This is a genomic window from Pseudovibrio exalbescens DSM 16456 (assembly GCF_000422785.1).
GTDB lineage: Bacteria > Pseudomonadota > Alphaproteobacteria > Rhizobiales > Stappiaceae > Pseudovibrio > Pseudovibrio exalbescens.
In genome coordinates, this window is the sequence record NZ_AUGS01000027.1 from 1 (window position 1) to 26,884 (window position 26,884).

Genomic DNA, 26,884 nt, shown 5'->3' on the forward strand with positions numbered 1-26,884 from the left:
CAAGCTCGCCCGCATCGCCTGGGCAATCCTTACCCGCGGAGAGACTTATAGACCCTATGGGCAGCCTGCCTAACCGCACGCAGCCCGAACCGAATTGGCAATAGCAGTCGATGATGCGTAACGATCGAGCCAATGGAGAGGCAAACCCGTCTGATTCAATGCGCCATTAAAGCGCGTCATCTTGATCAGGGACCTCACCGGCGGATTTCCATCAGGGCCAGCGGCAAACGCACGCCGCAAAAACAGGCCGGACATATGAAAGCAACCGATCACCGCAACAAGACAAAAACAGCTCTTGCCATAAGGGGCGTCCACATATGAATCACAGTTCAGCTGATTTGGGAACCCACTTTGTCAACAGGCCCTAAGTTCCGCATGACTGAACTTCTTATTGAGGCTTTTATTATTGTAGTCCAAAAAATCCAGATAAGCTTGCTCAACATCCTTGCGGTAACGCATATACGCAAAAGAATTACCCAGACCTACCGGTTCAGAAATACTCACAATCTCCGACATGTCTACCCTTTTAAGCTCTCCCAGCCGCTGAGTACCGAAACACTCGTCTCTATATTTTTCATAGATTTCGATTTTACAGTGATCGGCGCGAATGGAGACTTTGTAACTCAGGTTCTTGTAGTAGGCATCGGAGTTCTCCGTCAGATCTTGGGCCAGCCCTTCGATGCTTACGGAATCCAGCTTGTACTGATAATAAACCGTCGGCGCGTAGGCGAGCGCGATCAGAAAGCCGATCAGCGCACACGCCTTGAACATGCCCGATTTCAGGAAACTTAAGACCTTTTTCAAAACATCGCCCCCTTGTGCCCCATCACCCGAGCCCTTGACCTTGCCCGTCACGGGCAACCCGTGCCATTGCATTGGTAGAATACAGCGCTTGTTTAAACCCAAAGCTGCAGGAAACAAAGCTGAACTGCGGAGTATCAGCTGTGCCTGACGGGTAACACCGCCTCTCGGCCTTTGACCTGCTAGTGCTTTTGAGAGGATTGATTGAAATCAGTTGACGCGGTGGGACCTTGCGTATAAGCACAATCTCTGGTTCCAGACACCTGCCGCTCGCAGACTTTTCGTCTTGGTGAAGTTCTGGCATTGACGACGACCCAACACCCTTCACGCGTTTCGTGCGGGTGGCAATGCGAGCCCCATCCCCAATCACGGAATGCGTTGATGAGGAGATCGGGATGTCGTCTGAAGCCGTCACCCCCAATACATTCACGCAGGGTTCCCTTGCGACAACCTTTGCCAAAACCGCGCTGCCTATCATCTTCGTGATGAGCATGAACGGGCTGCTTTCCGTTGTTGATGCCGTCTTTCTGGGGGTGTTTGTCGGCCCGAACGCACTTGGCGCGGTCACGTTGATGCTCCCGCTTTACATGCTGATTGCCGCGCTTGCCACGCTGGTTGCCAGCGGCATGTCGAGCCTGCTTGCCCGGCATCTTGGCGGCAGTCGGTTCGATGAAGCGCGTGCCGTGTTTGCCGGTGCTCACGGTCTGGCGCTCACCCTCAGCGCCGGCCTCATTCTCCTGTTTCTGGCGGTTGGCCGTGACCTGACGCTGACTGCCGCCGCTGGCCCGGTGCCCATGGCTGAAATGGGGTATGTCTACCTTCGCATCACGGTACTGTTCTCACCGGTTCTGTTCGTACTCTCGGTAAACTCCGATGCCCTGCGCAACGAGGGCGGCATCGGCTTCATGGCAGCGGCGAGCCTTCTGGTGTCGCTTTCCAACATCGGCTTCAACTATCTGCTGATTGCGGTCTTGCACTTGGGCGTGGCGGGCTCGGCTTATGGAACCGTCCTGGCTCAGGGGGTGGCCTTTGCCATCATCCTGACCTTCCGCATCTGCGGGAAGACGAAACTGCGGCCGAGCGCGCTGTGGTGCACCACCCCCATGACCGCGTGGAAGTCCATCTTGGCGCTTGGCGCCCCACAAAGCCTCAACTTCATTGGCCTAGCGCTGGGTTCGGCGGCCATCATCACGGCACTGCAACTGGTGGAATCCGACACCTACGCGACCACGGTGTCAGCCTATGGCATCATCACCCGCGTCATGACGTTTGCCTTCCTACCGCTTCTGGGGCTTTCCCATGCTTTGCAGTCCATCACCGGCAACAACTACGGGGCGGAGCAGTGGCGACGATCGGATGACAGCCTGCGACTGGGCGTAGCGGCTGCGCTGGCCTACTGCCTCATTGCCGAAATCATTCTTATCGGTCTTGCCCGCCCGATCGGCCTGCTGTTTGTTGACGATGGAGATGTTGTCTCCGAGGTGGCCCGGATTATGCCGATGATTGTTGCCATGTTCTTCGCCGCTGGCCCCTTGGTGATGATCGCCGCCTATTTCCAAGCCATTGGCGATGCCGGGCCTGCGGCGATCCTGGGTCTGTCGAAACCCTATCTTTTCGCGATGCCGCTCACTTTCTTGCTGCCGTTTCCCTTGGGCGAGCAAGGCATCTGGATGGCCGGGCCTGTTGCCGAGGTGCTGCTTCTGGCGCTGACGGGATGCGTGCTCTGCCGGACAGCGCACCAAAAGGACCTCAGGTGGGGCTTGTTCAAATCGCCTTCGCCAGCACCTCAATGAAACCGCCAGTACAGAAAGCAGGGAGGGGAGAGGACGGCCTGCCGCCATTCCCTCTCTTGCCCCCTCAAGGCCGCCTAGGTGTACCTGCTGAACACCAATGCCGCGTTGACTCCGCCAAACCCGAAGGCATTTGACAGCACATGATCGACCTGGACCGCGCGGGCGCCTTCGGAGAGCAGATCGAAGGTCTCTGCCTCCGGCATTCTCCGATCGATGTTAAGGCTAGGGGGGAGGGTGCAGTTCTGAATGGCTAGAACCGAGAAAACCGCCTCTATGGCCCCAGCCGCGCCGAGCATGTGCCCGGTTGCCGATTTGGTAGACCCAATAGCCGGACCCCCTCCGCCAGATCCAAAGACCCGTTTCAGCGCAGCAAGCTCCGCAGCATCGCCCACGGGGGTAGACGTGGCATGGGCGTTGATATAGCCGATCGCATCGGTGCGAACGCCAGCCATTGCCAATGCGATTTCCATGGCGCGCGCCGCTTCACGCCCATCGGGCCACCCCGCAGTGACGTGATGGGCATCGGTTGTGGTGCCGTATCCCGACAGCACCGCCAAAGGCTGGGCCCCGCGTTGTTGCGCATGGCTCAGCCGCTCGATGACCAGCATTGCCGCGCCTTCGGAAAGAACAAAGCCATCGTGCGCGTCATCAAAGGGTCGCGAGGCCTTTCCGGGGTCATCGTTGTAGTTGAAGGAAAGCGCCTTGGCTGCCGTGAAGCCGCCAATGGCAACAGGATCAACGCACGCCTCCGTTCCTCCGCACAAGGCAATATCGGTCTCGCCTGCGCGGATCATGCGCATGGCATCCCCAATGGCCTGCGCCGAGGCTGCACAGGCCGTGGTCGGCGAACCGGCCGGTCCGTGAAAGCCAAAGCGAATGGAGACCTGCCCTGCGGCGAGGTTTGGCAGGAACGACGGGACTACGAACGGAGAAAGGCGCCGTACGCCGCCCGTGCGTATGGTTTCCGTAGCGCCGGTAATGGCCGGAACCCCGCCAACCCCAGTACCAATCACCGTGGAGGTGCGCATCCTCTCATCCGTGCTGTCCGGATGCCAATCAGCTTGTTCAAGCGCCTCTTGGGCGGCAGCAACCGCATACTGGATGAAAAGATCATTCCGGCGCAGCTCTCGTGCATCCATTGCCGCTTCGGGATCAAATCCGACCGGATCTTCCGCGCGCGAGGGAACGAGGCCCGCAATTTTGCATTTCCACCCTTCTGTGTCGAAGCGTGTGTTGGTGCGGATGCCGCTTTGTCCGGCGACCAGTCTTTCCCAGTTCGCGGCAACGCCAGACCCGAGGGGAGACACGGCGCCAAGCCCCGTCACAACGATAGGTTCATGCATGATTTTCTCCACTGTGTATATACACAGTATAGAGTGCACTGCGCTTTGTGAGCAACCCCTCCATCGTTTTTCATTCTTGCGCCAGGTGTCTGGCTACCCGTAGATAGGTCTCGGCATCCTGCTCGGAGAGCCCCTCTGTCAGCGCGGCTTTGGATTGCCGCCATTCTGGCAGAATGCGGTCCAGAACCGCATCTCCCTCCTCGGTGATCTCGCAAAGGCGCACATTTCCGGAAGCATTGGACACGCGCTGCACCAGCCCTTTGCGCTCGAGCAGATCAAGGTTTCGGGTCAAACTCGTTCGGTCAAGCAGAACCCGCTGTGCCAGCGTTGCAACCGGTTCACCGGGGTGAAGACGGATTGCCGCAAGAAGCGCAAACTGCTGTACCGTAACGCCGAACGGCTTGAGCTTGGTATCGTGCCGGCGCAGCAACGACCGCGCCGCTGCGATGGTATTGAGAACGAGGCAACTGGAGAGGTCATCGGACATCGGCAGGTTTCACTAGCATGGCTCATGGCAACAGGTAAATGAGAGCCGCAAACCTACAAAGTTTCACAGGGCGTTGTCGAGTTCTGCTTTGGGGGCTAAGCACTTGGGCCACACCATCGCATCCTCCTTCGGGATGAACCGCAAAACGCGAATGGCGGGAGCCTTAGCGGCCGTGCGTTACATTGAGGGTTTCTTCGAACCGTGCCGTTTCCCCCATGGCCTCTTTCATTAGGGCGTCGAAATCATCTGGTGGGTTTCCGCCGTTCAACATTCCTATAAAAGTCGCATAGGCATCGGTTCTGCTTCCATACGCCCGCAAGGTTTTTTCGTCGTTTACCCATGCAAGTACGATGACTTTTGCCTCGCTATTGAACCGGTAGAACAGCCGGTATTGTTGGAAGAATTTCGCTCGAAACCAGTGCTTTCTGTGATCGCCTAGAGTCCCACCCTGCCGGAACGCCGAATTGGCCGGATCAGTCGGTATTGCATCGGTTGCCAGCTTGAATATTGCCGCCAACCGTTTCGTGCAGTTCTTCTTTCGCCAGTTTTTGGGGTCGCGCATTTTGCGCGCTTCCACCTCTTCAATCAGCGCTTCAAGTTGATCAAGAAAGAGCGGGTGCGCATAGATCGACCATCCGTTGACGACAGTAGGCGCTTTGGCCTGCGCGGCAGCCCCAGTCATTCGTCCTCAGGTGAAAGCGGTTCATCAAGATTGACGTCAACGTCTCCGATTAGAGCTTTGAGACGGTCATGCAAGGCACCTTCGAAAGCCTGAAGGCGTTCCGGATGCGTCTTGATATCGGCTTCGACGAAATCAAGGAATGCGCCGAGCGCGGGATCTTCCTCTTCCTCACGAACGGCTTCAATATAAACTCGACCACTCGGCTCAGTGCAGTAGCGTATCTTGTCGCCCTTGCGCAGTTTCAGTTGCTTGCGCACGCCGCTTGGCACGGTGGTCTGATAGCGATCGGTGAGCTTCGACACATCTTCAGCGAGCGCGGTCATAGCAGTCTCCTAGAATTATTGACCGGTTGCGACATCAGTTAGGTAATGCATTTGCATTGTGACGTCAAGGCGCGTGGCAAGGGGCGTCGCTTTAGCAGGTGGTTGGCTTATCTCTTGGCTCACCCATATAGGTGACCTGAAACGCGAGTCCTTATCCCTTCGCGAAAAACTGCGGCCGTTTCTTTTAAGTAAAATTGACCTCAGGCGCAGTGACCTGACTTATCAGGCCGCCGGTGTTCACGGCACGATAAATGGACCTCGGCGGACGGGCGGCTCCATCTACGCTGCGGCGCACCCAGTTTCTTGCTTCCATTGATTTCAACGACTGCGACAACGCCCGATCTGTTATCGTTGGCAAATTGCGCCTGATCTCGCTGAAATGGCGGGGTGTGTGCAGCGATGTCAGAACCGGCACAGTCCATGACCGGCGCAGCAACCACCGATCCTCCTCTGTCGAAACACTATGAATCTTGTGGGCGATGGCCGCAACCGCACCGCCCAACTGTGTGAGGCGGAATTCCGGACGCAGCGGATGACCATGACCGGGATTGCGTTCGATCAAGCCCAGTTCAATCAAATGCTCCATGCTTTGCGCAAAGGCAGTCCTGCTTGCGCCCGTCGCTGCCAATAGGGGCGCTTGCCGTCCGGCGACACCCGAATGCAGGCTCGATAATATGGGCATCGCCCACGCCCGCGACGTGATGTTGACAAGCATTCCAATGTCCATAAAGTATAGTTAGTATATTTTAATTTTAAAGGAAAGCGCATGTCCCTCGTTTCCGTAGATCAAACCATCACCATCGCCATGTCGGTCAAGGACCGCCATGCGAGCGCAAAATGGTACGAAACCATGTTGGGATTTGAGGCTTTGTTTCATGCTGATGACGCCGGATGGTCCGAGCTTCGGACGAACACGCCCGGTGTCACCCTTGGTCTGGGCGAGCACACCAAGCCCGCGCCCGGCAACTGCGTACCAGTCTTTGGGATCGGTGATCTGGATGCTGCCCGGCAGAAACTGGAAGAGGCTGATGTCAAATTTGACGGCGAAACGACGGTGGTCGAGGGCATGGTCAAGACCGCGGCATTCTACGACCCTGATGGCAATGCCCTGATGCTTGCACAGGATTTGACCGGTGGAGCAGAGTAGGGTGTAGGTTTCTTGTGGGCAGCCTGATCTCAGCTCTTATCAACTGCCCTCGGTTTCCTCACTGATCAGCAGCTCAACGACGCTGACTGGCAAGAACATCCTCAATGGGTTAGATACGAGCGGCTAAAAGCCATAGCTTTTGTAGAGTGTCTTGCGGCGAGCAACACGGTCGGGGTCCCCGTAATCGAGAACGTCGAGCATGACCACGGCAACGCCGATGGCATCAGCGATACTTGCAATTCTGCGAAGGGCATCGACCGCGTGTGCGTTCAGGGCATAGAACCCGATGACTGAGCCAGAGGGGTTGACCATCAAGTAGAGACGGACGTTATCCGCCTTGGCCAATTTGTTGGCCGCCTTTTGGAAGTAGTGATCTATCTGTTCGACGCCACAAGAAAAAGCGGCTCAATCGTGTCCCCCTGAATCGAACGGCGCAATCGTGCGAGTCGGCTGCTGAATCGCAGTCTTGATGCGCGGCTTGGTGCGGAAACTCATCCGGGCCTCATCGTGCTCACCCAAAGCTGCCGCGCCATCACGGTTTGGCGCTTCGGCATGCCTCAATGGTGATGGCCTCGTCATGCTTGGTTGGGGCGCGGCCATGCACATAGCCGCCAGACACCACCATATCGGCAAACCCAGCCGCTTGCAGGGCAAGCGTCAGTTCATTGATACCCCACCACCGCAGTTTAAACAGATCCAGCTCTGAAGCGATTAGCTCGCCATTGCGCCAATGGTCATAGCGCAGATGAGACAGGGACGTTTGAGCAATATGGTCCGTTTCAACGGGTGTATCGGTCAGCGTCAAAAGTTCTGCGTCGGCTGGCGTCCAACTACGGACGCAAACACGCTCACCGAGGAAGCCGTTAATCGGGTCGATATCAAGGATCAGCCGCCCGTTGGGCAACAAATGCTCATGGAACCGGCGCAGGACAGCCATGGCGGCTACAGTATCCGTAATAAGTTGAAAAGACCCCGCGGGAATGATGATCGCCGCATAGCGTTTTTCGGTGGTGAAGCCTTCGAATGTTCCAAGCTTGAGATCGGTCGCCAGCCTTCGCTGGCTGCATTCTTCAATGCAGTAATCAAGCATCTGCCGGGACGCATCAAATCCCTCGACCGGAAACCCGTCTTTAAGGAGTGGCACAAGCATACGGCCATTGCCCACCGCGGGCTCCAGTATCGGGCCTCGCGGACACGCTGCCAGACGCATTCGATAATACTCGATATCTCCGAAGGACCGGCCCACCGGCTTGTCCAGATTGTAGACCCAAGCTGCGAGCTTTGCGTAACGATTTTGCATGGTATGCCGTGGACCCTGAAATGACCATTGCGTAGAGTGGCAAGTCCTATCACCCTGCGTTGCTGCTTCCAAGCCGCACAGCCATCTCTCAGCGCTGTTCAGGGGCTTTGCCACTCAGGTGCCACAGAGGCCGCGATGGTTGCATCCAGACCCTCAAATTCCATAAGACCTATGGTCTCATAGAGCTCCTTGCGGGTCTGCATTCGCTCGATCAAGGCGGTTGTCGCTCCGTCACGGGCTAGAGCGGTGTAAAGTTCCTCTTGAACCCGGTTGGCAACACGCAATGACGACACCGGCCAGATCACCATGTCATAGCCCAACTGCTCGAACTCGTCGGCAGTCAAGGTCGGGGTGCGCCCGAATTCTGTCATGTTGGCTAGAAGTTTAACCTCGGGCAGGGCCGCCCGGAACGCACGAAACATCTCGACAGTGGTCAGCGCTTCCGGAAAAATCGCATCTGCGCCTGCCTCCACATAAAGCCTTGCCCGTGCGATGGCCCCTTCAAGGCCCTCGGACGCCGCGGCATCCGTTCTGGCAATGATGACCAGATCCCGCCGTGCCTTTACGGCCGCGGCCACCTTGGCCGCCATCTCCTGTGGGGTGGCCAGTTTTTTGTCGTTGAGGTGACCGCATTTCTTGGGCAACAACTGGTCTTCCAGATGGACGGCGCCAGCCCCCGCATCCTCGAACACGCGCACCATATGCATGACGTTGAGAGCTTCGCCGTAGCCTGTATCTCCATCCACCAATATCGGCAGGCCTCCGGCCCGAGCCAGTTGGCGAATGAAAAAGGCCACTTCATTCACCGTTATGATGCCAAGGTCCGGCAGGCCCATGGACGCTGTCATTGCTGCACCGGAAAGATAAAGAGCATCAAACCCGGCGGCTTTCGCCTGCAATGCGGCCATCCCGTTATGGGCTCCGGGCAAACGCAAGATGCCAGGTGCATCAAGAAGTGCGCGAAAACGCGCGCCGGCAGGTTCCACAGGAAGCTCGCTGGCTAAAAGATAAGGCATGTCACTCTCCTTCAGGCGGCTTGGTTTGCAGGTGTATGCCCGCGCTCGGCAAGAGGCACGAACCCTCGGGGCTTGGGCCCGGTGTAAACGGCTGAGGGGCGAATGATCTTGCCGTCGATCCGCTGCTCAATCACATGCGCACCCCACCCGGAGGTTCGTGCCAGAACAAACAAGGGTGTGAAAAAGGCAGTTGGTACGCCCATCATGTGATAGGAAACGGCACTGAACCAATCCAGATTGGCAAACATGCCCCGCTCCTTGGCCATGACTGTCTCGATCCGCTCCGCAATATCATAGTGCCGCGTCGCGCCAGCTTCGTCAGACAGCTTTTTGGCCACACGCTTGATCACGCTGTTCCGAGGGTCTGCCACCGTGTAGACCGGATGGCCGAACCCGATCACGATCTCTTTTCGGCGTATACGCTCCAGAATGTCCGAGGCCGCCGCGTCCGGTCCGGGGTAGCGGGATTGAATATCAAACGCGGCTTCATTTGCACCGCCATGTTTTGGACCGCGCAGTGCACCAATCGCTCCTGTCAGGGAGGAGTACATATCGGCGCCGGTAGACGCGATTGACCGCGCCACAAACGTGGACGCGTTGAACTCGTGCTCGGCGTAGAGGATCAGGGATGTCTGCATGGCCCGCACATGAGAAGAGGAAGGGGCCTGCCCGTGAAGGAGGCGCAGAAAGTGCGCGGCAATGGAGGCATCATCTCCTTCAACATCAATGCGCTTGCCGTTGTGGGCGTAATGAAACCAATAGAGCAATACGGACCCGAGAGACGCTAGGAGGCGATCGATGATATCGCGCGCACCCGCTGCATTATGGTCCGATGCCTCCGGCAATGCACAGCCTAGGGCAGACACGCCGGTTCTCATGACGTCCATCGGATGTGTTGCGGGCGGTAATAGCTCCAGCGTCTGACAAACGGTCGCCGGCAAGCCACGTAATCGGGAAAGTTTAAGTTTATAGGCCTGCAACTGAGCTGCATCGGGAAGAGCGCCATGCACAAGAAGATAGGCGATCTCCTCAAAGGAGCAGGCCTCGGCAATATCGAGAATGTCGTAGCCTCGATAGTGCAAGTCATTTCCGCTGTGGCCAACGGTGCACAGGGCGGTGGTGCCCGCCTCAATGCCCGAAAGGGCTACAGACTTCTTTCGCCGTGCCGTCATGGTGTCCTCCCGTTTGAAGTAAAGTCGAAAATGCCCATGGGTCGGTGACTGCCAAGCTGGTCCGGGTTCACCGAAAGGTTGAGGCCAACAAGAGCCTCCGGTTTGAGCTCCTGAAGGGATTGGGCAACCTCGAGAAAACGCTGCTGTTCAGTCGGAGCCACCACTCCTTCGCTCAACTCCATGAACTTGCGGATGTAGTCCGGGCGCTTGAATGGACGGGCGCCATTGGGATGGGCATCAGCCAACGCCAGTTCATCCTCCACCACACGCCCATCACGCAGTGTCACGACAACGCGGCCACCAAACGCTTTCTTGTTGGGGTCATGGGCGTGGTACCGGCGGGTCCACTCTGGATCTTCTGTCGTGGAGATCTTGTGCCAAAGAGCGACTGTGCTTGGCCGGGAAGCCCGCTCGGGGGAATAGCTGTCCACGTGATGCCAACGGCCGTCTTCAAGGGCGACGGCGAAAATGTACATGATCGAATGGTCCAGCGTTTCGCGGCTGGCTTTGGGATCCATTTTCTGAGGGTCGCCCGCACCGGTTCCGATAACATAATGCGTGTGGTGGCTGGTGTGGATCACAATGCTTTCGATTGCGGCCAGATCGCCAATCTTCGTGGCCATGCGCCGGGCAAGATCAATCAGGGCCTGAGACTGATACTCCGCAGAATGTTCCTTGGTATAGGTGTCCAGAATGGCCCGTTTGGGTTCGCTGTGTTCAGGCAGGGGAACATGATAAACAGCAGAAGGACCGGAAAGCAGATAGGCGATGAAACCATCTTCTCCCTCCCAGGCCGGACTGGGAGCGCCTTCACCGCGCATGACGCGGTCTACGGCCTCAATGGCCATTTTCCCTGCAAACGCAGGCGCATAAGCTTTCCAGGACGATATCTCCCCCTTTCGGCTCTGCCGTGTGGTGGTGGTGGTATGAAGTGCCTGCTGAACTGCCTGGTAAATTGTCTCGACAGGTAGGTTCAATAGCGTGCCAATCCCGGCCGCTGCGGAAGGACCCAGATGGGCAATATGGTCGATCTTGTGTTGATGAAGGCAGATGCCTCGCACAAGATTCACCTGAATTTCATAGGCTGCGGCCAGTCCCCGGATCAGGTCCGCACCGGACAGACCAGTGTGTTGGGCAACGGCCAGCACCGGAGGAATGTTGTCCGCTGGATGGGAATAATCCGCTGCAAGAAACGTGTCGTGAAAATCCAGCTCGCGCACCGCAACGCCATTGGCCCAGGCAGCCCATTCCGGGCTGACCCGCTGGTCCGTCGTCATGCCAAACACTGTGGCGCCCGGTGAAAAGGGATGAGCCATTGCCTGTGACCTTGCCGACGCAACAGGGCGCCGGGCGAGGGAAGCGGCGGCGACCGCGGCATTATCAATAATCCTATTGATAATCATGTCTGCAACCTCGGCCTCCACGGCGACCGGATCGGCGGCAACTCTTGCTATTTTCCAGGCCAGTTGATCTTCACGTGGCAGGTGCTCTGCCGATTTCCAGGTTCTGACACTATGCGTTCTCATCTAGCTTCTGCTTCCATGGGAGGGACAGGAACAGGTCGCCCGGCATCATCAACGGCGACCATGGTGAACGTGGCTTGCGAAACAGACGTGCACCGGCTTTCTTCGGGGTGCTCGCAATGCCCACTGACATCAATGCGCATGGATGTGCGCCCAACCTGTGCGAGCGTTGCTGTTAAAAGAAACAGGCTGCCCAAGGGCACCGGCGCTTCGAACCGCGCTTCATGACAGGCCGCAAGCACAACCTTTGCACGGGCATGACGGCTGGCGGCGACAAACGCCGCCCGTGCCATGAGCGATAACCCACGCCCCCCGAACAGGGTCCCGTAGTGGTTCGCCTGATCCGGCAGAATGATTTCAGTAAGGGTGGTAGGTGGTGTCATCTGGTGAAGCCTTCGCATCTTTTGCAATTCCAGATTTACGCAGGGTTCAGAGTCGAATAAACTCCTGAATTGGCGTCAATTGGCGAACTGTTGCTTGCGAATTTGCAAATTTTGCGAAAGGTCTCTTGATGACAAAGTCATTTATGGGTGTTCGTCTGAGGGTCCTTCGGGAAGAACGCGGGCTAAGTCAGATTGGTCTTGCGCGAATGCTCAATTTGTCGCCCAGTTATCTCAACCAGATCGAACGCAACCAACGCCCTCTGACTGTTGCCGTTCTGCTGCGCCTCAATGAAGTTTTGGGGCTGGATGTTCAGTTGTTTGCAGAAGGGGATGAGGCGCGGCTGATCACCGATCTGCGGGCCGCTCTCAGTGATATTGGCACCAGGTCCAGTAAGGCGGAGCTGAGAGAACTGGCAACAAACATGCCGGGCATTGCACAGGCCATTGTTGACATGCAGCACAAACTGCGTGAAGCAACCGAACGTGTGGATCTGTTGGCGGAAAGAGTGTCCGGGGAAGCGAGCTCTCCACGGTTGCCAACAGCATTTGAAGCGGTGCGGGACTGGTTTTACAATCGTCGCAATTATGTAGCGCCCTTGGATGAGGCCGCAGAAGCCATAGGTGACAGCTTGCCCCACGGCGATATGACAGAAGGGCTCATTGCGCGGCTGGCGGGACGTCACGGTGTTCGGATCCGCGTTGAGCCAAGCACAAGAACCCTGCGCCGATATGATGAAACCGCGCGTCTTCTTTATCTGGCTGATCATTTGTCTTCCGGCCAGCGCGCTTTTCAAATCGCCGTTCAATTGGCGTTTCTGGAGCAAGATGCGGCGCTGCAGAAACTGGTGGGCGATTCCGGTTTGGATGCGGAGGCATCAGAGTTGCTCAGGATTGGCCTTGCCAGCTACTTTGCCGGAGCCGTAATCCTGCCCTATCGCGCGTTCTTGCAAACGGCCGAAGCGCTGAGCTATGACATTGAGTTGATTGGTCATCGTTTTGGCGTTGGGTTCGAAACCACCTGCCATCGACTTTCCACGCTCCAGCGTCCAAATGCCCGTGGCATTCCCTTTTTCTTCATCCGAGTCGACCGTGCCGGCAACATTTCCAAGCGACAATCCGCTACCGACTTCCACTTCTCGCGCGTAGGCGGTTCATGCCCGCTTTGGAAGGTGTATGGCGCCTTTTCTGACCCCGGCAAGATACTGACGCAAATTGCAGAGATGCCTGATGGCCGGCGCTACCTTTGGATCGCCCGGACGGTTGATCATGGGCCGGTTGGTTTCGGTGCCCCGCGGAAGGAGTTTGCCATAGCTCTCGGCTGTGACATCGCAGATGCAGAGCGTATGGTATACGCACGCGGTCTGGCCGACGCGGCTCAGGACCAGATCACCCCCATTGGACCTGGCTGCAAGTTGTGCGAGCGTCCGAACTGTCGCCAACGGGCCTTTCCGATGGTAGGGCGCCCTCTGGAAGCTGACGCGACCATACGCAACTTCGCACCTTATTCTGCAACGGTGCGCGAGATCCCGACCGGCGACACCTAGTTGTCTCACTCTCAGCCGAAAGGGTGTTTGTGTCTGCCAGACCTTCAAAGCGATGGAGCGGATTAAACCTATAGTCGTAATGGGCTTCGACACCATGGCCGTTAGGGTAGGCACTCATTCGGTCCGTAGGGCCAGACGGCAGGAGACAGGTACATGATTGGAACAACCATGACGCAGGGCCTTTCAGGGCTCGGCGTGTTTTTCGTTGCGGGCTTTGGCCCGATCACCCGAAACACGGAGGAAAGCCGGACGCTTTATGCGGATGCGCTTGGCCTGCCGCTCAAACCTTATGGCGACACCGCGGACTACTTTCTGACCGAGGATGGCGAACTGGAGGGATGCCGGCACTTTGCCCTGTGGCCGCTAGCCCAAGCCGCGCAGTCCTGTTTTGGCCGGGATGAGTGGCCCGCAGAGTTACCAGTACCGCAAGCGTGGCTTGAGTTCGACGTGAAGGACATCACCATCGCCACCGAGCGGCTGAAGGCGCGGGTCTATCACCTGTTGATCGCCAACAGGGAAGAGCCCTGGGGCCAGAAAGTGACGCGTTTTCTCAGTCCGGAGGGCCTGCTTGTCGCGGTGAGCGAAACGCCTTGGTTGCGGACAGATTGAACACTGAAACAGGCCCGCCGCAAGCGGCGTTGCCCCGTCTCAATTGTGAGCGGGGCAACGGGCGTCTCCGGCACCAACCCCATAACCGCCGATGCTTTGCCGACCCATCAAAGCGCAGGTTTCAATGCTCGATTGAATGCCTGAGTGGCAATGGCGATCAGGCGCTTATGGATTTCCAGACGGGATTGTCCCTCACCATCTGAGCAGATGGGCTCGCCAATGGCTTCGGAAACTGCGAGTTGGGCCGCACCAGGCTTGCATTTGCCAAACATGCTGTAGTGGCTCGCCTCCTCAATCAGGGAATAGGTGCTCTTCGAGATGGCCTTTGCGATCCCCGAGGCCAGCGCGGTCTGGGGGATCGCTCCCGGTTTGCCGAGGTTTACGATCTCCACGGGGATTGTGACCATAGAAAAGCTGTTGGTCTGGAAGACATCCGCCAGAGCAGGATCGATCACCATCGCAAATTTGATCCGCACATCGCGGTTGTTGCGACCAGCCAGTTCCATGTCCATGGCGTGAAGATCGATACCACTTTGTCTGACCCATTCACAAAGGGAAGGGTTGAGGGCGTTGGTGTCACAATAACCCGCCAAGCGGATAGGGTCGATACGCGCACCAGCCAATGCCAAAGCTGTATTCCCACCCATTGAAAGGCCGAGTATGCCAGTCCTCCCGGCTACCAGGCGCTTTTCCAAAAGCGGGAGCTGTTCAATAGTATCCAGAGTTGCGCTGATGTCCGTAGGCCTCAGCCACAGTTTCATTGTTTCAGCTGCTGATCTGTTCATTCCTCCATTTCCGGGATGAGTGGGAGCCGCCACTACGAAACCTTGCTTTGCCAATGGCGTCGCAATCCAGCTCATAGCCTGTGGGGTGCCTCCCAAGCCGGCACCATGGGATAGCAAGATCAGTGGATATTCCCCACGTGAGATCGGGGCGTCCAGCATTGCGTCCGTACCCACAAAAAACGCGTTTTCGCCAAGCGTGACGGGTTTGCCGCCAGTCTCTGCTGGATACCAAATAGTCACGGCCAGATCGCCACCTCGCTCCTTGGAGGGGGCTGCTATCTCGCGCACACCGACAAGTTCGCTGGCAGCGGCGGAGTGTGGCAACGTCAACATCGGATAGATGACGCCACAAAGCATCGTCGCAATTTTCATCAAAAATCTCATGGTATTTCCTCGTAGCCGTGGGATCGGCCTATAGTTGGCTCGAAATAGGCCGCGACGCGCCCTCAATCGCGATTCAGGTCGTTCTTTTGGTGACTGACTCGGATCGAGTGCGATGGACCATGAGGCAGGTGCTTCCGCACGCCATCTGGCGCCGCAGGTGTCTCGAGACCAATGTGCCGATAACTGCTCAAACTCATGTCGTCGAACCGGCTTGCAATGGCTTGGTCGTGCTTGATGCTTGTAGATGTCGGCGGTGCAGAAGTGTCTAAAACGTCAGCAGAGCTATTTACGTCATTGTTGGGGGGCATTTGCAACCGCCAGCCCTAAAACAGTCGCGACAGTGAGGATCGTTCGAGCTTGTGCCCATATTGAAGGAGAAAACCGAGTGACGCGATTTCGTCAATAAAAGCCGTCGCAAAAAGCATGTCCAACGCCGCCAAAGGCGCCTTATGTACGTTCCATTCATCCGCAATTCGGGCAGGGGCAAGAGCGCGTGACCCTTGCGGCGAAAATTGCGGCTACCGACACCATATTTGATGATTCAATGGACAAACAGTTGTCGCCCAACCATAGCCTTCGTTCGCGAAGAGCGGCTAAAGGAAGACAAAAAGGATCCGCGCTTCAAGCATATATATCGGCAAACCTTGGGGCACAGTTGCACAGCGATAACCGGAAAAATAGTTGATCCAGATATAGCCCTAATTGCACGCGAGCGCCGCCAAACCGGCACTTGCCTTTAAACCCGCCACAACAAACAGAAACCCCTCTGCCAAGCAGAATGGGATTCTCTCAACCTGAGTGCAAAGACAAAAAGGACAAGCTGACGAAATATGCACATGCTATTTTGATGATTATTTTTAACTAATATGGTAAATAATATAATACCATTCGGTGTTTTTCGCGGTAATTCTGGATATTGGCGTCATACAATTAAAAGAATTTCATTATTGTAGTTTGAATTAATTTGCCTACAAAACAACATTTGACTTTGGGAGAGCGAGAGGTGTTTTTCGTCTGGTCATAGGCATCTATAGGTCAGGGAAAAGCAAATGTATCACTTGCTACGTATTGCTATAGCTATAATTACAACCCTGGGGTGCGCATACGCTGAAAAGCAGCCAAGTTCTCGCATTGAAACTTATTCGGACTGGACATTGCGGTGCATTCCTTTTGGAGAAGAAAAGCCACCACAATGCCAACTACTTCAAGAGCTTTCCAACAAGCAAAGTGGCCAACGCATCCTCGCTTTTATTGTTGAAAGGGGTAACGACGAGAATTTGACGGGCACCCTTCTCATGCCATTTGGGCTGGACTTGCAAAAGGGTATCGAGGGCACCATTGATCCTGATCAGGCCCTTCAGAAAACGCATTTCAGCACATGCTTGCCCTCTGGGTGTTTGGCTTCTCTAGACATAGACGATGACTTGGAGCAGGGCCTGCGACGCGGCACGGCACTACAACTTTCTGTTTGGTCAATCTCTGCTGCACAAAGGGTCGAAATAGAACTGTCCCTGAAGGGGTTCACCGCGGCGCTCAACCGCCTCAATTCTCTTATGGAAAATCAATAAGTCCCATGCTGCATAGAGTGTCACTTTGCAACGCGCTGACAGGCGCTGTGTGGACGGTTCTGATTGCGGCCACTGGGCTCATGTGTACAACCGGCACCGCATCCTCTCAGACCATTCCTGAACAAATTCTGCGTGACCAGCAGCAAATCCAGATCCGTGAACAAGAGCAGAGGCGACTTGAGCAACGGCGCTATCTGGAACGCCCGCAACAAACAACAGGCTCAAGCGTTGAGCAATTGCAGTTGGCGCCCCGGCTTGACGCAGCCTGCTTCGACATCCAGGAAATTGTGGTTGTTGGCGATTTGACAGTTCCAACTGGGCAGGTAACCAGCAAGCTCGAAAGTCTTGCCGGACAATGTCTGACGCCGGTCGATCTGCGGAACATTCTTCGAGCCGTGACAAATTATTATGTGGGCAAGGGCTACATAACCACCCGCGCTTATCTGAAGCCGCAGGACATATCGCAGGGACGTTTTGAAGTTCTCGTCATTGAAGGCAATGTTGACGGTGTAACCCACCTTCTCAACGACGAGCCGCGCCACAATACCGAGCAGATATTTGGCAAACGCAAAGGCCAGATCCTGAACCTGCGGGATTTCGAACAAGGGCTGGATCAGATCAATCGGCTCGGCTCCAAACAAGCCAAGATCCGCATAGAGCCCGGACAACACGTCGGCACCAGTCACGTCTTCATTGATGTTAGGGATACTTACAGTGTCGACGCCTCGGCATCCCTATCCAATGAGGGGTCCCAATCCACCGGGCGCCATCAACTATCCAGTTCCTTCACCATGGAAGACACCCTTGGGTACTATGAGAGCGTTACCCTTACAGCCAAGACCTCTCTTGATGAGCTGGAGAACGACGTGTTCTCTCGCTCGGTAAACGGATACGTCTCAGTCCCCTGGCGTTACACTCTGTTCAGCTTGAGTGGGTCCTATCAGGAGTACCAATCGGAACTGTCATCCCCAAGCCGGGTCTTTCACTACAACGGCAGCAGTTGGGAAGCCCGCGCCGCGATGGAACAGACGGTTTTCCGTAACAAGAACTGGATCTGGAAGACGGGCACCGGCCTCACTCTTAAGGAAAACGCCAACTACATTGAAGATCTCTACATTGACGCGTCAAGCCAACGGCTGGCAATTGCCGAACTCTTCGGCTCCCTGAGTGGCCGCGTACTTTCCGGCGCAGCAAATGCTCGAGTGACCTTCAAGCAGGGACTGAACGCATTCGCAGCCCAGCAAGACCCAAACATCATCGGGCAGGCCCCAAGCGCCCAGTTTTCGGAAGTAGAGCTGGAAGCGACGTGGCGACGTGGTTGGGCGACCAGGTTTGGCGCGGTTTCATTTGCAACAAACGGCTTTGTCTCAGCCTCCAACCATACCCTGTTTTCCAGCGAACGCGTCAGCCTGGGCAGTTCCAGCACGGTGAGAGGCTTTCGAGATGACAGCCTGTCTGGAGATGTGGGCGGCTACCTACGCACAGAGGTTTCCTGGCAACCTTCACTTGACGGCGTTCTAAGCGATTTTTCTGCCGTGATCGGCCAACCCCAGGTGTTTGCTGCAGTGGATGCGGGGCGCATAGCCAATGACGGAGCAGACCCCAATGAGGGCGGCAGCATGGCTGGGGCCGCGGTTGGACTCAGGTTTGGCGGCGGCGCTCTTTCAGGGCAGATCGTTTACGAGCGCCCTCTTCATCACCCTCAATTCATTTCAGTAAATCAGCGCGGCTTCATCCGGGCGCAGGTGCGTTTGCGGGCACAGTTCTAGGTGGCATACATGAAAAAGATACTTAATGCGCTGTTCTGCTGTCTTTTTTCCCTGCAGGGTATCTTGCCAACCTATGCCCAAGGCCTCTCTGTGGATCCGGGCGCCAATGCACCGGGCCTCACCGAAGCAGCCAACGGCGTTCCGGTGGTCAACATCGTAACGCCCGATGGTCACGGCCTGTCCCGCAACAAGTTCACCGACTTCAATGTTGGAACGGAGGGGGTGATCCTCAACAACTCGGGTGTCATGGGCCGGTCTGAACTCGGCGGCCTGATCTACGAGAACCCCAACATCACAGAGGGTAACAATGCCTCTCTGATCTTAAACGAGGTCACCTCTTCAAACCGTTCCCTCCTTGAGGGGCCAACCGAGGTACACGGGCCTGCCGCAAACTACATTCTGGTGAATCCGAACGGCATGACCTGCAATGGCTGCGGCTTCATAAATATTCCACGGGCAACCCTTTCAACAGGAACGCCTGTGTTTGAAGAGGGCAAGCTCAGCAAGTTGCTGGTGCAAGATGGCGCAGTCACAATCGGGCCTTTGGGCCTGACTGCTGAAGGAACGGATTACTTCGATATCGTAGCTCGAAGTATCGAAGTCAACGGCAAGATACACGCCGGTGAATTTCTGGGCTTGTATGCTGGTCGAAACACCTACGATCCGAAGACAGGGAAGATCTCGCCCAATGATGGAAGCGACAGCGGCAAACCAGAATTTGCAATCGATACCGCCGCTTTGGGCGGAATGTATGCAGGCCAAATCAAGTTGGTGGGCACCGAGGCCGGCGTCGGTGTTCGAGCACCGGATGAAGTTGTCGCCACCACGGGCGATTTCACCATCAGCGCCTCCGGGCAGATTTCACTGGGCTCCGTCAGTGCCAAGCGCAACATAACTGCTAGCGCGCAAAAAGCCGATATTACAGTTCGCGAAAACGTGAGTGTTTACGCGGAAGATACGCTTTTGCTCAAAGCCGGCGCCGATCTGTGGATTTCCCCCAAAAGCGTTCTCGCGGCACGCTCCGACCTCACGCTTTCCGCGCAAAGCATATTTGCGAACGGAGCCGACATCGCCTCGGGGGTAGACAGAAATGGCAAGGCGCTGACCAACCACAGTGATCTGACCATCGCAGCAAGCGATAAGTTGGACCTCGGCGCAACAGTGGCCGCCTACGCCAGTGGTAACGGGGTACTTACCGCCGACGCGATCCGCCAAAGCGGTTCCTTGTCCACTGACGGCGACTTGTCTATGACCGCCAACACCCTCCAGATTAGCGGGAATAAGGGGCACCTTTACGGCGGGGCGCTACGCTTTGATGTTGCCGGCACGATGGTTATCGACGCGGCCATCGACGCACTTCAGTCCGAAACCGACGTTGAAATCACTGCCGGACGTCTGCACACAGCAGGCGACATTCGCGCCAAATCGGATGTTACCCTTCTTATCAAAAACGACGCGGTTCTCGCGGGCACCATCGATATGGATGGAGACCTTACGCTTTCGGCCCAAAATACGGAGATGAAGCAGTCCACACAGATAATTGCTGGGGGCGCAGTGAATGTTGATGTGGCTGACCTTTCTGTGCTTGGCACGATTGAGGCGCAAAACGGCCTTCAGTTTACCGCCGAGCAATTGGTATTGGGAGACGCGGCGCAGGTCCTCTCGGGCACGAACCTCCGCATCGATGCAGCATCGCTTCGCTCAAACGGCCAGATCAAAAGCACGGGCAATCTGAGCGCCTCGGCTCTTACCCTCCTTTCACTTGAAACCGGCAGCTACCTTCGGTCCAAAGGCGCTTTGAACTTATACGCGGGGAACGAACTGAGTATTGGCGGCAGGGCAGAAAACCAGCTGGCTACCGTTCTCAGCGATCAAGACCTGGTGCTTACCGCCGGGGGGCATCTACAGCTCGTGAGTTCTGACGCCTCTGTTGTTAGCTTGGGTTCCCTGAGCGCAACTGCGCACCAGCTCTCGGTTCAAGGTGCCCTGAAGAGTTCAGGCGACCTCTCTGTGCAGTTGCTCGGGGCCAACCTGTCTGAAATTGGTGAAAGCGGGGCCATTGAAACGGACAACCAGCTCACAATCTCTGCCCAGAGTGATCTGAGCACTGCAGGCAAGCTCTACGGTGGTGGCGCCGTAAATGTGGATACGGCCGGGAACTTCAATCTCCTTGAAACCGCGCAGATTACAACCTTCGGCCAGCTTGAACTGGGATCAAACGCGTTGAAGCTGTCCGGAGCAATCGAAGCTGTCGGGAATGTTGCAGTTGAAGCCCGCGAGGGTACCTTGCAGCAGTACTCTCAAGGCCAGATGCTCAGCAAAACGGGCGCTGTTCACCTAACCGCCGCTGGGGATCTACTGCTCGCCGGAACCACCCAATCTCAGGAGCAGATGCAGATTGAAGCCGACGGCAACGTTCATGTGGCGGGCTCTGTTGCCACTCTTTCCGGCGACGTATGGCTTGAAGCCACCCGGTCCATCGGCCTTTCCAACGACGCTATCGTCTCTGCGGGGGGCAGTTTGAACACCCGCTCCGCAGCCCTTGAAACCAGTGGAACTCTGAGCGGCTCGGACCTGTCCATAGCCACCCGAAGCAACAGTCTGGAACTGCACTCTGGCTCGTTGACCCAAACAACATCAGGCGCCTTGGATCTGCAATCGGCAGCCAATATTATCCAGAACGGCGACGTTCTTTCTTCAGCTGCATTGAACATCGAGGTACAGGGCACGTATTGGGGAGCGGCCACGTCGAACCTCACGGCAACAGAACGCCTTTTGCTGGATGCCGCCTCCACGGAACTGGGTGGCACAGCCTCAATTCTGGGCGATATTGATATAACGAGCCGTACCGGCCCAACTCATCTTCACGGGACCAGCAATATCATCGCGGGCAATGCCGTCCGTGTGCGCAGCAACGGTTCCATTGACACAGCTGGGACCATAGAAACCAACGGGCTCCTGAGCTTGGAAACAACGGCTGGTGCCATAAAAAACACTGGGTCGATCAGAAGCGGCCTGTCCTCAAACAACGACGTGGCATTGTCGCTCACCGCAGCCAACAGAATCCGCAACGATGGACTTTTCTATTCCTCGGGCTCCATAGCCGCCCACGCCGATAGCTACTCCGGAAACGGCGATGTCAAAACACTGAAATCGCTTGAAGTTGAGACTGCTTCCGATATTGCAATCGAGGCCGGTGCAGTTTGGCTATCTGGCCAGCATACAACAGTCTCTGGCACGTCCCTTTCGGTTTCAGGCAGTCTGGAAACAGCGGGCTCTCTTGCTGTCGGCGTCGACACGCTCACCATCAACAACAGCGGGACGCTCCTGAGCGATGGCGCGCTTGAGCTCACGGCGGCCGATCGCTTCACCATTGCAAATGGCGCTACTGTCCTCAGTGACGTGATTGAGGCAAGCGCTGGAACAATCGACAACGGGGGGCAAGTAGGGGCCGAAACCCGGCTGTCGCTTTCCTCATCAGACAGCATACGCAATGGAGAAACAGGTGAGCTGCTTTCAAACTCGGACTTGAGCCTTGACGCCGCAGAACTGACCAATGAAGGACAGATAAACGCTTCGGTGCAAACCCGTGTGCACGTAAATGGCAGCGATAACAACGCACTGACCAACACGGTCTCTGGCAGATTGGAAAGCCAAGGACAGCTCCGGATTACCGCCAGCTCGGTGGACAATTGGGGCATGTTCTCAGGCAAAACCGGCCTGAATTTCACTACCAGTGGCGACGTCGTGATCCGGGACGGTGCCGTGTGGCAGAGCGAGCAGGGCCCCCTATCCATTACCGCCAGAAACCTTCTCAATGAAGGTGCCCTTGCCAGTGGGCAGAACATTGTTCTGCGTTCAGAACAGCTGGACAACGACGGCGGGCTCATTCTTGCCAAGACCGATATCCTCATCGAAGGTAAGACGGCCGGTTCCAAAAGCATGCAGTTGCTGAACTACAACGGTGGGGCGATCGAAGCTCTGGAAGGCAACATCACTCTGCGCACTCAGGATCTTCAAAACCTGACGGCGGTCGAAACCACCGTAAAAACCTACGAGTACGCGAACAATTATATCTACTATACCTATCCACCTGACTGGCTATCTTACAGAAGACCTCAAAACAACATTTACATGCGCATGGGATATGTTTCCTACGGAACATATCGCGCGCTTTATGGCCGCCAAGGTGGTACCGGATATGTGTTTGCACCCGACATTGTCATGATCGAGCAGATCCTGGCGGACAAAGGGGCAGAACCTGAAGACTGGGATCCAAACTGGTGGAAAGAATACGCGCCAACAAGTTTTGAAACCTTTGATCCCAATCAGGGTCACCTAGAGAGATGGAACATCCTTTCCCCCGATGAGGAACACAGGGTTCCGAGAGGTGGGCAGGTGATTGTCTTCATCGAGCAGGGCATCGTAACCAAGCAGGATCCAACGGCAGAAATCACCGCCCGCAAGGGCAGCATCACCATTGATGCTGACAATATCGTCAACCGCTCCAGCAATATCATCGCGGATCAGGATATCTCCCTGTCCGGCGACACACTGACCAACGAAGGTGTCAGCCTGTCCCGCACATATGGCGCACGGTTAAGCTACCGCTCAAGGCGGGAACATCGTGGCTTCGGTTGGATTGGCCAAATACCGAGAAGTGGAACTCGCATCGTCGAGAACTCACCGGTCGCCGCTGTGCCCGGTGTGATCAGCGCGGGGGGCGCTCTCACAGGCAATCTGGCCACGTCAATTACCAACTCAAGTGTCGATCCGGGTGACGAAAACCCACTCAGCTTCGTCAGTGCCAACAACATCCAGATCCTGCAAAGAACCGCCGACACCGTTTTGAAGGTTGATCCGCTTACGGGGGCCTCATTGTCAGCCCCGGATGCAGTAACCCCGGGTCTGGGATCACTTGACACACTCAATTACGGCGACCTGGATCTGACAAGCCCTGACGTTGTCAACCCGCGGGCACCGCAGGGGAAGGACTTCCTGCGCGCCATCGGGCTAACCTCCAACGCCCAGCTCTTCAAACAGGCGCCGGAGGGGGCAGGGTATCTCATTGAAACCCGCTTCGAGTTCATCGATCCCTCGGGCTTTTATGGACATGACTATTTTGCTGAAACAGTTGGCATTCAAAGTGTTGATGCCTATGCCGTATCATTGGGCGACGCCTACTTTGACACGCGTCTGATCAACGATCAGGTGCTCGCTGCCACCGGCCAACGTTGGCTGACTGACGATGGTACCTCAGAGGCTGATCAAGTTCGCCAGCTCATGCATAATGCAGCAGATGCCGCCTCGGGCCTGAACCTTACCTATGGCGTTGCCCTCTCAGCCGATCAGGTCGCACTGCTGACCAAAGACATTGTCTGGTATGAGAAAACCGTAGTCAGTGGCCATGAGGTCGTGGTGCCACGACTTTACCTCGCCGACAGCACAAGCCGCAATCGGTCGGGTGCCATCATTGCCGGGCGCAATATCAGCCTCGCCTCAGCCGACGTCCTCAACACGAAGGGGCGCCTTTCCGCTAATGACAACCTGACGGTACTTGCATCCAACACGCTCACCAACCGGTCCGGCGTGCTGTCAGGCTCGACCGTGGATCTGCAGGCGCGCGAAATCAAGATCGAGACTGCGATCACAACCACCGGCAACGGTGATGACCGCATCGGTTCAATCATTGATGACATTGCCAGTGTGTCTGCAGCTGAGAGCCTGTCCATCACCAGCACAGGCGACACCACTATTGCAGGCGGCAGTGTTTCCAGTGGCGGCGATCTGACGCTCAACACCGGCGGCGATCTCAAGGTTACGGGTGCACAGACAAGCTCACACTATCACTATGAAAGCAGGCACGGACGGGTACATCGTGAAGGACGCCACGACAAAACTCAGTTTGTCACCTCGGACATTCAAGCTGCCGACACGCTGCAAATCACCTCTGAAAAGGGCATAACCCTCGAAGGGGCATTGGTTGCCAGCGATGGGACAGCCACCCTTTCTGCAAACGACGACATCAACATAACAAGCCTGGAAGAAAGCGCCTACGACTTCAGCTATCTGAGGAAGTCTGGCAGCTTCTCCGGCAAGACCCGCCGCAACGAAGAAGCGCGCACCACTCAGGTGGGCTCCTTGGTAACGGCAACGGATGGCCTTACAATCCGGTCCAGCCAAGGGTCCATCGATGTAACGGCGTCTGCACTCGCAAGTGAGGGCACCGTCAAGCTGGACGCGGCGGACGATATCGCGCTTGCCAGTGCAACCGAGGACTACAGCCAGAGCGTCTTCAAAAAGAGCCACGGTTTCTTCGGAAGTGCTGGTGGCGGAACCCTTACCGTCGGTTACAAGAAGGAAAAACACACCTTCGACACGCAGATGTCGACGGAAGTTGTTTCCTCCGTTTCCGGTGAGACCATCGACATCACGGCCGGCAATGATTTCACCTCGGAAGCAGGCATTCTAAACGCGGGCGAAGACCTGTACATTGCCGCTGGAAATGACATCAACCTGACCACAGCAACGGACACCTACGCCCATTCCGAAAGCCACAAGATCGACAGCATTGCGCTCAGCATTGGGGTGTTTGAAAATGTCTCCGGCCCGGTCAAGACGCTGGCCCGCACACCTCAAGAAATGACAGCTGGCAAAGGCAATGCTGGGTATCAGGCTGTCACCGCTGTATCGGGTGCCCTGAAAGCCGCTGAGGCTGCCCAGTCGCTGGCCAACATGGCGCAAGGCGGCACGATTGCAGGGGTGCGCGTCGGCATTGGCGTCTCTTCTGAACGCAGCAGCAGCGAGGTCGCAAGCGCCGCAGACAAGACTGGGCACCTCAACGCAGGCCGTGACATCACCCTGGAGGCTGGCAGAGACCTGACCTCGGAAGGAACACAGATCGTGGCGGGCCGCGACGCCTCGTTGACGGCAGGTCGCGACCTTACCCTTGAAGCCGCGCAAACCGCGCAATCTAACGCATCATCCTCTTCCAGCAAGTCCGCGGGCATAGGCCTTTCCGTTGGTATTGGCATTGGCAAAGAGCCTTTTTCAGTCGGTGTGGATGCCAATATCGCCGGACAAAAAGCAAAAGGCAGCGGCCAAAGCGCCACCAACACCAACTCTTTGGTGCAGGCTGAGCGGGATGTGTCGCTCACATCCGGTCAAGACACCACCCTCAACGGCGCGCAGGTTAAGGGCGAGACAGTCACAGCCCGCGTAGGCGGCGATCTCACCATCGAAAGCCAGCAGGACACGGCCCGCAGCACAGACAAGTCCACCGGCGGTTCTCTGGGGCTTTCGCTAAGCGCCAACTCAGTGGGAGGCTCAGTCAGCATCAACAACTCCAACGGCTCCGCCTCCAAGGCATGGGTCACAGACCAGTCCGGCATTGTGGCATCCGGTAAGGTGGATATCCGGACGGAAAACAACACGGACCTGACCGGCGGTCTCATCGCCTCGGAAAGCGGCGATCTCACCCTCGATACGGGCACGCTCACCCATTCCGACATTCAGGATCATGACAAGGCTTCCTCCACCGGCATTGCCCTTTCCGGCTCAGTCAACGTCACCAGCGAAAAGCAGAAGCCAGAAGGTGGGGGAGACAACCCGGGTGACGCCACCACAAAGAAAATCGTCGAAGCCCACGGTTCGCTCGAAGGCACCTATTCCGCTCGCGACAAGCGGCAGATAACCCGCGCCACGGTGGGCGAGGGGGAGATCCTCATCCGCGATGAGGACAAGCAGCAGGAGCTGGAGGAGAGCGGCGCAACCACCTCGCTCGCCTCCCTCAACCGCGACGTCACCATCGCCCAGGAAATCACACGGGACGAAGAAGAATACGTCGGCGTCTATATCTCCGACGAAGCGGTACGGGCGGCGGTAGAAAGTATTGAAGTCGTTGGTCGTGCCCTTGCCGATGTCTCGGATGAACTGTTCGAAACGCTTGGCAAAGACAGCGCCAATATTGGGCAGTTGAGTGCTGCCAAAAAGGCCGGGCAACTCTCAGATGAGGCAATCGTCCGGCAACTGGCCCAGTGCGGCACAAGCCAGCAAGGCTTCAATCTGCTTAACTGGATCGTCTCTCCTGCACTTGCGGGCCCTGCCTCTTGCACGGTGCGTACCAATGATGGCTTCACCATCAATCTCACGCAGGAGGAAGGGCGCCAATGTCTTGAAGCGTATCTTGGCATCGCCATTGCCGATCCGGCCAAGGCCAGCAAACTTACCAAATGGCTGGCACAGGGAACACTCTC

The 26,884-nt window shown here is 56.6% G+C and carries 20 protein-coding genes; 7 read left to right on the top strand and 13 right to left on the bottom strand.

The window, feature by feature from the left end:
* Positions 1-354: 354 nt before the first annotated feature.
* Entirely contained in the window at positions 355-855 is a 501-nt protein-coding gene (locus G512_RS0114130; protein WP_143181441.1) for a hypothetical protein, read from the bottom strand.
* Positions 856-1,196: 341 nt separating this feature from the next.
* Here G512_RS0114130 and G512_RS0114135 point away from each other — a divergent pair, with 341 nt between their 5' ends.
* On the top strand, positions 1,197-2,594 hold the full coding sequence (locus G512_RS0114135; protein ID WP_028482283.1) for an MATE family efflux transporter: 1,398 nt from the start codon (positions 1,197-1,199) through the stop codon (positions 2,592-2,594).
* Positions 2,595-2,668: 74 nt separating this feature from the next.
* Here G512_RS0114135 and fabF read toward each other — a convergent pair whose 3' ends face one another.
* The 5 genes from fabF to G512_RS0114160 form a co-directional block, all read right to left on the bottom strand.
* Entirely contained in the window at positions 2,669-3,937 is a 1,269-nt protein-coding gene (gene fabF, locus G512_RS0114140) for a beta-ketoacyl-ACP synthase II (RefSeq protein WP_028482284.1), read from the bottom strand.
* A 70-nt stretch (positions 3,938-4,007) separates the two neighbouring features.
* Positions 4,008-4,424 (bottom strand): MarR family winged helix-turn-helix transcriptional regulator, encoded by a 417-nt coding sequence (locus G512_RS0114145; RefSeq protein ID WP_028482285.1) that lies wholly within the window; start codon positions 4,422-4,424, stop codon positions 4,008-4,010.
* 163 nt (positions 4,425-4,587) lie between these two features.
* Positions 4,588-5,106, bottom strand: a complete 519-nt coding sequence (locus tag G512_RS0114150; protein ID WP_028482286.1) for a type II toxin-antitoxin system YhaV family toxin — start codon at positions 5,104-5,106, stop codon at positions 4,588-4,590.
* The gene (locus tag G512_RS0114155) at positions 5,103-5,429 is read right to left on the bottom strand and encodes a type II toxin-antitoxin system PrlF family antitoxin (protein WP_028482287.1); all 327 of its coding nucleotides are present in this window, start codon (positions 5,427-5,429) and stop codon (positions 5,103-5,105) included. The genes G512_RS0114150 and G512_RS0114155 overlap by 4 nt, the downstream gene beginning before the upstream one ends.
* 184 nt (positions 5,430-5,613) lie before the next feature.
* Positions 5,614-6,144, bottom strand: a complete 531-nt coding sequence (locus tag G512_RS0114160) for a winged helix-turn-helix transcriptional regulator (protein WP_208975024.1) — start codon at positions 6,142-6,144, stop codon at positions 5,614-5,616.
* 51 nt (positions 6,145-6,195) lie between these two features.
* On the opposite strand from G512_RS0114160, the gene G512_RS0114165 reads away from it, so the two are divergent.
* A complete protein-coding gene (locus G512_RS0114165; protein WP_028482289.1) occupies positions 6,196-6,576 on the top strand; it encodes a VOC family protein in 381 nt (126 codons plus the stop codon).
* A gap of 123 nt (positions 6,577-6,699) precedes the next feature.
* Here the strand turns inward: G512_RS0114165 and G512_RS22985 are convergent, their stop codons facing one another.
* The 6 genes from G512_RS22985 to G512_RS0114195 form a co-directional block, all read right to left on the bottom strand.
* Positions 6,700-6,921, bottom strand: coding sequence for a hypothetical protein (locus tag G512_RS22985; RefSeq protein ID WP_228130516.1), 222 nt, complete (start codon positions 6,919-6,921; stop codon positions 6,700-6,702).
* 187 nt (positions 6,922-7,108) lie between these two features.
* On the bottom strand, positions 7,109-7,876 hold the full coding sequence (locus G512_RS0114175) for a methyltransferase domain-containing protein (RefSeq protein WP_028482291.1): 768 nt from the start codon (positions 7,874-7,876) through the stop codon (positions 7,109-7,111).
* Positions 7,877-7,974: 98 nt separating this feature from the next.
* Positions 7,975-8,892 carry a methylisocitrate lyase gene (gene prpB / locus G512_RS0114180; protein WP_028482292.1) on the bottom strand — a complete coding sequence of 306 codons (918 nt, stop codon included), beginning with the start codon at positions 8,890-8,892 and terminating at the stop codon, positions 7,975-7,977.
* Positions 8,893-8,903: 11 nt separating this feature from the next.
* On the bottom strand, positions 8,904-10,064 hold the full coding sequence (gene prpC / locus G512_RS0114185) for a bifunctional 2-methylcitrate synthase/citrate synthase (RefSeq protein WP_028482293.1): 1,161 nt from the start codon (positions 10,062-10,064) through the stop codon (positions 8,904-8,906).
* Entirely contained in the window at positions 10,061-11,590 is a 1,530-nt protein-coding gene (locus G512_RS0114190; protein ID WP_028482294.1) for an MmgE/PrpD family protein, read from the bottom strand. The genes prpC and G512_RS0114190 overlap by 4 nt, the downstream gene beginning before the upstream one ends.
* A complete protein-coding gene (locus tag G512_RS0114195) occupies positions 11,587-11,970 on the bottom strand; it encodes an acyl-CoA thioesterase (protein ID WP_028482295.1) in 384 nt (127 codons plus the stop codon). The genes G512_RS0114190 and G512_RS0114195 overlap by 4 nt, the downstream gene beginning before the upstream one ends.
* Before the next feature lie 128 nt (positions 11,971-12,098).
* On the opposite strand from G512_RS0114195, the gene G512_RS0114200 reads away from it, so the two are divergent.
* Together G512_RS0114200 and G512_RS0114205 are read left to right on the top strand one after the other, a co-directional pair.
* Positions 12,099-13,514 carry a short-chain fatty acyl-CoA regulator family protein gene (locus G512_RS0114200; protein ID WP_028482296.1) on the top strand — a complete coding sequence of 472 codons (1,416 nt, stop codon included), beginning with the start codon at positions 12,099-12,101 and terminating at the stop codon, positions 13,512-13,514.
* A gap of 153 nt (positions 13,515-13,667) precedes the next feature.
* The gene (locus G512_RS0114205; RefSeq protein WP_208975025.1) at positions 13,668-14,123 is read left to right on the top strand and encodes a VOC family protein; all 456 of its coding nucleotides are present in this window, start codon (positions 13,668-13,670) and stop codon (positions 14,121-14,123) included.
* 107 nt (positions 14,124-14,230) lie between these two features.
* Here G512_RS0114205 and G512_RS0114210 read toward each other — a convergent pair whose 3' ends face one another.
* A complete protein-coding gene (locus G512_RS0114210; protein WP_228130517.1) occupies positions 14,231-15,280 on the bottom strand; it encodes an alpha/beta hydrolase family protein in 1,050 nt (349 codons plus the stop codon).
* 1,061 nt (positions 15,281-16,341) lie between these two features.
* Here G512_RS0114210 and G512_RS21240 point away from each other — a divergent pair.
* The 3 genes from G512_RS21240 to G512_RS0114225 all read left to right on the top strand — a co-directional run.
* Positions 16,342-16,860, top strand: a complete 519-nt coding sequence (locus tag G512_RS21240; protein WP_051269383.1) for an invasion associated locus B family protein — start codon at positions 16,342-16,344, stop codon at positions 16,858-16,860.
* A gap of 17 nt (positions 16,861-16,877) precedes the next feature.
* Positions 16,878-18,629, top strand: a complete 1,752-nt coding sequence (locus G512_RS0114220) for a ShlB/FhaC/HecB family hemolysin secretion/activation protein (protein ID WP_208975026.1) — start codon at positions 16,878-16,880, stop codon at positions 18,627-18,629.
* A gap of 9 nt (positions 18,630-18,638) precedes the next feature.
* On the top strand, positions 18,639-26,884 hold an 8,246-nt coding region (locus G512_RS0114225; protein ID WP_155943660.1), incomplete at its 3' end, for a two-partner secretion domain-containing protein.